The sequence below is a fragment of the Marinobacter sp. genome (genome assembly GCF_035268745.1).
Taxonomy (GTDB): Bacteria; Pseudomonadota; Gammaproteobacteria; order Pseudomonadales; family Oleiphilaceae; genus Marinobacter.
The window spans coordinates 1-7949 of record NZ_DATFKH010000229.1; the positions used below are offsets into that span (position 1 = coordinate 1).

The window sequence follows — 7949 nt, forward strand, 5'->3', positions numbered from 1 at the left end:
TTGGCTGGTTCGGCGGGTACGGCCTGGAAGGAACCGGGAGGGTTGGCTGATGCTGGTTAACGGGATCTGGCAGGAAAACTGGCAACCGGTGCAGGCGAAAGATGCGGAGGGCCGGTTTATTCGCCAGACCTCCCCCTTTCGCAACTGGATCACGGCGGATGGCAGGCCGGGTCCCACCGGCACCGGTGGGTTCAGCGCCGAGCAGGGACGCTATCACCTTTACGTGGCCTACATCTGCCCCTGGGCATCGCGGACACTAATGGCCCGGGAACTGAAGGGGCTGAAAGAGGTGGTCGGTGTGACCGTCGTCAATCCCCGGCTGACCGACCAGGGCTGGCAGTTTGGCGGCTACCCCGGCGCGGATGAAGACACACTCAACGGTGCGCGCTTCATGCATGAGCTATACACCCGTGCCGATCCGCGCATTTCCGGTCGCGCTACGGTGCCGGTGCTCTGGGACAAACACACCGGAACCATGGTCAATAACGAGTCTGCGGATATCCTGAGGATGCTGAACAGTGCTTTCGCAGAGATTGTTGATAGGGGGCCGGATCTGTATCCGGAGGCGCTGGCGGGTGACATCGAAAGGCTCAATGAGTACCTGTACACAGACCTGAACAACGGCGTTTACCAGGCCGGCTTCGCTTCCAGCCAGAGGGCGTATGACGAAGCCTATGGCAAGGTGTTTGCCGCTCTGGACAGCATGGAATCACGTCTGTCTGACGGGCGCACCTATCTGTTCGGCGATGATCTGACGGAAACCGACATACGCCTGTTCGTGACGCTTGTGCGCTTCGACGCCGCCTATCATGGGCTGTTCAAGTGCAACCGCAATACCCTGAAAGCCATGCCGTTTCTGCATGATTACATGCGGCGGATACTGGCGCTTGAGGGTATTGCCAACACCGTGAACATCGATCATATCAAGGCCGGTTATTATTCCATCAAGGCGCTGAATCCATCCGGGATTGTGCCGGCAGGGCCAGGCGAGATCTGAGGTTAAAACTGTTATGAGCAACCATACCGATATCCTGTTTATCTGGCAAGCCAGATCCATGGCGTTCTGGAGCAGGCGGGGATTTCTTCGCGACTCGATGATCAGCGGGGTTTTGATCATGGCGTGTTCATTCCCCTGAAGCTGATGTACCCGGCGGCGGATATTCCCTGTGTGCAGTTGTCCCTGGTGAGCAGTCTGGATGCAGCGACGCATCTGGCCATCGGTCGTGCATTACAGGCGCTGGACTACAACAACCTGCTGGTTATCGGATCCGGCTTCTCTTTTCACAACATGCGAGCCTTCTTTGCGCCGGACACCGCCGAGATGCGCGCCCGGAACGACGCCTTTGAAGCCTGGCTGGAGGAAACCTGCACCGACGTGGAGCTGTCTGAGGCGGAGCGTGCGTCGCGACTGGTGGCCTGGGAGCGTGCACCCCACGCCCGGTTCTGCCACCCGCGCGAGGAGCATCTGCTGTCGTTGCATGTGTGTTATGGGCTGGCGAACAGGGCCAGTCAAACGAACGTTTCAGCGACGATTCTCGGGAAAAAAGCGGGAATGTTTTATTGGAAAGTTTAAACGGATATTGGCAGCAGCCGGACTGAAACCGGCGCACTAAAATGGGATTGGGCCGCATTTCTGCACCAGAACCGGTCAGGTCCGCCGGCTCATCCCTCTGTTTTTATTTAAAGATGTGCAAATTGCACAGGTTCTATAATGTTTTCATCAAACTTTGTATACGTTAAGCCCGGCCTGGCACGAAGGTTGCCATTTCTACCGTTGTTTACCCAACCGGAGAGATGAAATGACAACCGAGACAACCCCTCAAGAACAGGATTACCCCCTAAGCCCTGTGCCCATGGATCAGCGTAAAAGTATCTGGTCCATGGGTTTCGTATTACTTGGCTTTACCTTTTTCACGGCGACCATGTGGGCTGGCGGAAGCGTCGGTGTCGCCTTTGATTTTTCCACAATGCTGCTGGTTCTGGGCGCCGGCAATTTATTGCTGGGCCTGTATGCAGCTGCACTGGGCTACATAGCTGCAAAGACCGGTCTGAATACGGCCCTGATGAGCCGATTCACCTTTGGCGAGATCGGCAGCAAGCTTTCCGACTTCATACTTGGTTTTACTCAGATCGGTTGGTACGCCTGGGGTACAGCCACCATGGCTATCCTTCTGGTAAAGCTGACTGGTTTGCCGGAAACCTGGACGACACCACTGATGGTGGTCTTCGGATTCGGCTTTTGTGTGACCGCATTTATCGGTTATCGGGGTCTGGAGCTGCTTTCACGTTTCGCGGTACCAGCGATGATAATCCTGGTGGGTATCAGCATGACCATCGCCACTTCAGATGCCGGTGGTTTTTCCGGTTTGCTTGCGATCACACCAACCGGTGAAATGACGGTAGCTGCAGCCATCACCCTGGTATTCGGCACCTTTGTCAGCGGGGGTACGCAAGCAACCAACTGGACTCGTTTTGCCAGATCAGGGAAAACAGCGGTTATAGCCACGTTGCTTGCGTTCTTTCTGGGTAACGGTCTGATGACACTGATCGGGGCGTTCGGAGCTCTTGTTTATCAACAGTCCGATATCGTCGACATAATGGTCGCGCAGGGCCTGGCCACCCTGGGTATTCTGATGCTGTTTCTGAATCTTTGGACAACGCAGGACAATACCGTCTACAACTTTGCGGTTGCCGGCTGCAACATGCTCCGTACCCGTCGGCGGAAATTGGTGACTGTTGGTGGCGCAGCCATTGGCACTGCGCTGGCTGTGATGGGTATGTACGAGTGGTTGATCCCTTTCCTGGTGCTGCTGGGCACGTTCATTCCGCCGATTGGCGGGGTGATCATGGCGAGCTTCTTTATAGGTTACAAACAGAAGTATCCCGCGCTTGATCAGGCAAACCTGCCAGCGTTCAATCTACCGGGACTGGCAGCCTACGTTATTGGTTCGGCGGCGGCCTATTCTTCTCCCTGGATTGCGCCCATCGTAGGGGTAGTCGTTGCTGCTTTCAGCTTTGGACTGATTCTGATCCTGACCGAGGCAGTTCGTGCACGCCGGACACTGGTCATGGGGGCAGCCTGAGTGGTGTTGCGATGTCGGGACATTCCGGAGCTTCCGGGGCTTGAGCTTATCAAGCTCCGGGGTGGACATTCAGGTGCGGATAATGAAGTGCGCTGGCCCTACCTGGCCGAGAACCGTTCCTTCAGACCCTGGGTCAAGGGTGGAGAGCTGGTGTTTGTCACCGGTATCAGTCGCCATAGAAGTCCTGAAAACCTGGCCGAGTGTCTCTATGAAGCGAAAGCTTGCAGTGTCTCTGGCCTGGTGATCCTCACCGGGGAGGCCTACATCGGACAGTTGCCGGCGATGCTGGACCGGCTGGCTGATGAGCTGTCGTTACCGTTATTTGAGCAGCCCTATGCCTTGCCAATGGTTGACGTTACCGAGGTCATCAGCCGCGCGATTATCTCTGCAGAAATGCTGACAGAGCACCGACAGGTTCAGTCCATGGCTGAGGACGTGGTTGAATTGATCGGCAAGGAGCAATTGGTTCTCCTGATCAAACGGTATCTGCCAATTTCTGGAAGCCAGCTTACGGAATCGTCGGAGATGTTACGCGCCTGGCTTGAGAACCGGGGCAATCAGTGTGCAATGGCAGAGGCTCTGGGCTGTCATCGCAATACCGTCCGCAAACGAATGGATCGGCTGATGGGGGCGGCGCCTGAAGATAAGGAGTCTATTGAGCACTACAAGACACTACTGCTGGCCCATCTGTTGAGACACTCATGAATGCGGCCGGGAAAATTCAACGAAGGACATGCTATGAAAGACTCTCTGAATGCCATTATCAATGCCCGTCTGCAGGGTAGTGACGAGCTGCATCGGATCACCATGGAAAATGACCGGTTTGCGCAGGTCACGGTTCAGTCTGTGGCCGCGACCGCTGGCGAAAGGGAGCTGGATGCGGCCGGCAACCTGGTGGTTCCGCCATTTGTTGAACCACACATCCACCTTGACGCGGCCCTCACCGCAGGTCAGCCGCGCTGGAACCAGAGTGGCACTTTGTTTGAGGGTATTGAGTGCTGGTCCGAGCGCAAAGCCAGCCTGACCCGCGACGACGTAGTTGGCCGTGCAGAACAGACGCTGAAGCTTTTTGCTGATAACGGTATCCAGCACGTCCGCACCCATGTGGATGTAACAGACCCCACATTGACGGGCCTGAAGGCCATGCTCGAAGTGCGCGAGCGCATGGCCAAAATTGTGGATCTTCAGATTGTGGCGTTTCCACAGGAGGGCCTCTGGTCATTTCCCCAGGGTAAGGAACTGATGGAGGAGTCGGTGCGGCTGGGAGCCGATGTCGTCGGCGGCATTCCTCATTTCGAGTTCACCCGTGATTATGGCGTTGAGTCTGTTCAATGGCTGGTGGCGCTGGCCCACAAGCACGACCTTTTGGTCGATGTGCATTGCGACGAAATCGATGATCCCGAATCCCGTTTCCTGGAGGTCCTGGCGGCCGAGGCACTAAGGCGGGATTACGGCTCCCGCGTTACCGCCAGCCATACCTGCGCCATGGGCTCCTACAATGATCACTATTGCAGCCGGCTTTTCCGGTTATTGAAGAAATCCGGTCTGCGCTTCCTGTCGATGCCCACCGAAAGCCTTCACCTTCAGGGTCGATTCGACAACTATCCGAAACGGCGCGGCCTGACCCGCGTGCCGGAACTGCTGGATGCCGGCCTGAAAGTGGCCTTTGGCCAGGATTCCATTCGCGATCCATGGTATCCCCTGGGCAATGGCAACATGCTACGGACCCTGGATGTCGGTCTGCACGCTTGCCACATGTTGGGCATGGGCTGGATCGACCATTCACTGGAACTAATTACCGATAACGGAGCCGCCGCTCTGGATCTGAAAGAGTACGGCATTGAGGAAGGTCTGCCTGCTCGCTGCGTGGTTTTGCAGGGCCGCTCGCCTTATGAGGTGTTATTGGGTCAGTTGCCGGTTCTGGCGTCGGTGCGTGATGGCCGGGTTCTTGTGGATCGTCGGAGCTGAAAGGAGCGAGTAGGAGAGCATTAGATCTGCCCGAGGCCTCCCCTTTGTAAGGGTGCTATCAGACGGCCTGGGCAGTCTCGGTTGATTAGATTAGTGAAGGGTTTTCAGGGGTAGGGTCAATTAACCGGCATTGTTAAGCAGTGAGCGGTTCAGTGATTGGGGACAGGTCAGGCTCACCATAGTTTGGTCCGCCTCGGCTCAAGCTTAGTTGCTATGACCACAAAGCGGACTTCTCCCTGGGCCGCGTGACCTCGTTTCCTTCGTCTCCAATTCACTGAAGACGTGACGCAATTGGAATGTCTGGCGAAACACCAAGGGGCCGAAAACTCTTATCAGCAGTGGAACTAAAACAGGGATGTTTACAACCGCACCAATGATTACCATTTCCTGTTTGTCTTATGGAACAACGTGAAGGGTATCGTTGCGCACCAGAAATCGGTTATCGATAGTGAGCCAAAGCGGCATGCCAGCCAGGGGCGCTTTCTCTGGCAGCCCTCTTTGAGCATGCACATGCAGGTGCGGCTCCGAGCTGTTTCCCGAGTTGCCCATCTGCCCAAGGATGTCACCGGTTTTTACTCTGGCCCCGGCTGCTACTGTGATACTTCCCTGGCGTAAATGCGCAAGGATCACGAAAAAGTCCCCGCAATTGATAGCGACATAGTTGCCAGCCATATGGTCGCGGTCCATTTTCGGAACCGGCATATCTTCTATTCCATCAACCACCAGGGGCACTTCGCCGCTGCATGGCGAGAGAACCGGCACGCCAAAGGTTGTGTATCTGGCCGGATCTGTCGGCTTCCAGCCATTCTTGTGAAGCCCCAGGGGGGTAATCCGGAAGATGTCCAGAGCCTTGCTCTGACCTCGCCAGGGACGGAATCGCTCGACTGTCGGGTTCAATGTTTTGAGGTGAACGTTGATCATCGGTGTGCTCCCTCCATGGGCAATGAGATAGTGCCCCGGAGGAAAGGGCGGGGCTATGTCTACCACCGCTTCCTCGGGCAGCATCCGCCCCTTCGCTGCGTGCCAGCCCAGATAACCGCCAAACGAGCCCAACAGTGCGGCCATAATGATCGCAATCGAGCTCGCTGTTGACGCTCGCCATAATCCAGGGCCGGGTGTACGTTTCCGAAGCAGGTGGGTAGCGACAATAAGAAGCAGCACAAAGCCGTAGGCGTAAGGCACCCAGAATGGCGGCACAGCCCACAGAGCGGCGAGACCAATACCCAGCAGAACCGCCGTTACCGAGATCAGCTGAACTCCCCACGCAAGCCATCCGGCGGCCGGGTAAAACGCCATCCAGGCCAGTAGCGCCAGCGGCAGAAGAACCTGTGTGACCATTACCATCCAGGACATCGGTCAGACCTTTTTTCCCTGTGAGAGAGAACCCATTGCCACAGGGCGATAAGACGATGACCGGAATCAGTCATGGGGGAACTCGACAGCAGTCACATCCGCCACGAAAAATGGAAAGTATTGATCCGTGGCAAAATGATTCCCGGCTTCCACATGGGTAGGCAGGCGAAAACCATCGAAGTACCGGAATTCGGAGAGATACCCACCGAACGGTTGCAGCCGGTACTGCTTTTCTGGATTGGCATTGCTCCATCGCTCAAACTGAACCTGCGTTGGCTGACCATCTGCCCCCACGGTCAGATCAACTGACTGTGACAGGCCACGATATTTTATGGTGACCCGGGCGCGATCGGTATCCAGGGCCTCCCAGGCAATACCGGTCCCTGGCAGCACCGCCGCTGGTGTCCAGAAAACGGCCTCGGCCACGTAGCGGCCAAACGCTGAACGTGTGTGGTCTGAATTTCCGCCGAGCCGGGCTATTGGCAGCAAGCCCATGAGCCAGAACCGCGTCCAACTTTGGCTGTCAGAACCGGAGAACCTCATCAACCGGCCGCCTGAGGGATCTTGGCATCTCCGGACCCTGGCCAATGCGTACGATAAGGTCCGGACGACGATCCCCAATCCCGATTGCGTGAGCAAATTCAGGGCGCAGTGTCGCTACTTCCACGGGCTGGTTAATGAATGCGGTCCGCAAACCCAGAGCCGCAGCCTGAAGAGCGAGGCGCTGGTAACATCGGCCTGCTTCGATCCAGTGCGGTATGTCATCGGCCTCCGAGTAGATGACGGCAATGGCAGAAGAGCTCTGGATGTGTCGCTTATCTTTTTTGTTCTGGTTTTTGGCAGAAAACGTGCCCTTCATTGCCAGTAACCCGAGCCAGCGTGGCACGGGAGGGTTGCCCATGGCGGGCCCGTAAAGTCCATCGCCTGATCGCACCGCCTCCTTGCGGTTAAACCGAATCCAGGACTTGAGTTCATGAGCCCACCGAGGATCGGCAAACTGGGCTTCGTTGCCTCTAGCGACGTAGTCTGTAACCAGGTCCTTTTGCTCGGCGCTGGTGATCAGCAGCACCGACACGCCGTCACCATAGCCGGCGTCCTGTAGCTTTTTCAATTCCTTCTGCGTTAGCGGCGTCCCTTCATACTCTGAACGGCTGCACTGGCGCACAGGAATCGCGTCGAAAAGAGCAGACCGCTCGGCCGCCGCCTCTTCAAGGTCAACCTGAATTCCTGTTGTTGATGCATCGAATTGACAGTGGCCCTTTAGCCCAGCCGCTTGTGCTGCCAGAAGCAAATTCTCGATGGCGCACCCAAGGCTGGCGTACAGGTGGTGATCATCCGGATCGACCGCAGGGCAACGCCTGGACAGATCAGGAAGAACACGTATCCGGTTGGATTCAAGTTGGAATATCCAGGGCTGGGTATTATGACTGGACGCCGCGAGGGTGGCGTACCGCACCAATACTTTATAGTCGCGTGCCGAGACACCAGGGTCGCTGTGGCACCAGGTTTCACTAACAGCATCCGAATAGTTCATGGCGGTCTCCA

The 7949-nt window shown here is 56.5% G+C and carries 9 protein-coding genes; 6 read left to right on the plus strand and 3 right to left on the minus strand.

Features of this window, described 5'->3' with window-relative positions:
- The 6 genes from VJ956_RS14865 to codA all read left to right on the plus strand — a co-directional run.
- The coding region (locus tag VJ956_RS14865) for a glutathione S-transferase family protein (protein ID WP_324085822.1) at nucleotides 1-997 on the plus strand (997 nt) is incomplete at its 5' end.
- Between the two features lie 13 nt (nucleotides 998-1010).
- Entirely contained in the window at nucleotides 1011-1136 is a 126-nt protein-coding gene (locus VJ956_RS14870; protein WP_324085823.1) for a hypothetical protein, read from the plus strand.
- The gene (locus VJ956_RS14875) at nucleotides 1079-1573 is read left to right on the plus strand and encodes a class III extradiol ring-cleavage dioxygenase (protein ID WP_324085830.1); all 495 of its coding nucleotides are present in this window, start codon (nucleotides 1079-1081) and stop codon (nucleotides 1571-1573) included. The genes VJ956_RS14870 and VJ956_RS14875 overlap by 58 nt, the downstream gene beginning before the upstream one ends.
- Before the next feature lie 226 nt (nucleotides 1574-1799).
- The gene (gene codB, locus VJ956_RS14880) at nucleotides 1800-3083 is read left to right on the plus strand and encodes a cytosine permease (protein WP_324085824.1); all 1284 of its coding nucleotides are present in this window, start codon (nucleotides 1800-1802) and stop codon (nucleotides 3081-3083) included.
- Complete coding sequence (locus VJ956_RS14885; RefSeq protein ID WP_324085825.1) at nucleotides 3084-3788, plus strand: PucR family transcriptional regulator; 705 nt, start codon at nucleotides 3084-3086, stop codon at nucleotides 3786-3788. It abuts the gene before it with no gap.
- A 33-nt stretch (nucleotides 3789-3821) separates the two neighbouring features.
- Nucleotides 3822-5051: a cytosine deaminase gene (gene codA / locus VJ956_RS14890; protein WP_324085826.1), complete on the plus strand. Its 1230-nt coding sequence runs from the start codon at nucleotides 3822-3824 to the stop codon at nucleotides 5049-5051.
- 396 nt (nucleotides 5052-5447) lie between these two features.
- On the opposite strand, the gene VJ956_RS14895 is transcribed toward codA, so the two are convergent.
- The 3 genes from VJ956_RS14895 to VJ956_RS14905 all read right to left on the minus strand — a co-directional run.
- The gene (locus tag VJ956_RS14895) at nucleotides 5448-6404 is read right to left on the minus strand and encodes a M23 family metallopeptidase (protein ID WP_324085827.1); all 957 of its coding nucleotides are present in this window, start codon (nucleotides 6402-6404) and stop codon (nucleotides 5448-5450) included.
- Between the two features lie 66 nt (nucleotides 6405-6470).
- Nucleotides 6471-6947 carry a DUF6544 family protein gene (locus tag VJ956_RS14900; RefSeq protein WP_414674449.1) on the minus strand — a complete coding sequence of 159 codons (477 nt, stop codon included), beginning with the start codon at nucleotides 6945-6947 and terminating at the stop codon, nucleotides 6471-6473.
- Nucleotides 6928-7949: Acg family FMN-binding oxidoreductase (locus VJ956_RS14905; RefSeq protein ID WP_324085829.1), on the minus strand; the 1022-nt coding region annotated here is incomplete at its 5' end. The genes VJ956_RS14900 and VJ956_RS14905, both read right to left, overlap by 20 nt.

Excerpts from the sequence above, each read along its gene's own strand:
- VJ956_RS14870 (WP_324085823.1), top strand. The coding sequence starts at position 1,011 with ATGAGCAACCATACCGATATCCTGTTTATCTGGCAAGCCAGATCCATG.
- codB (WP_324085824.1), top strand. The coding sequence starts at position 1,800 with ATGACAACCGAGACAACCCCTCAAGAACAGGATTACCCCCTAAGCCCT.
- codA (WP_324085826.1), top strand. The coding sequence starts at position 3,822 with ATGAAAGACTCTCTGAATGCCATTATCAATGCCCGTCTGCAGGGTAGT.
- VJ956_RS14895 (WP_324085827.1), bottom strand. The coding sequence starts at position 6,404 with ATGTCCTGGATGGTAATGGTCACACAGGTTCTTCTGCCGCTGGCGCTA.
- VJ956_RS14900 (WP_414674449.1), bottom strand. The coding sequence starts at position 6,947 with ATGAGGTTCTCCGGTTCTGACAGCCAAAGTTGGACGCGGTTCTGGCTC.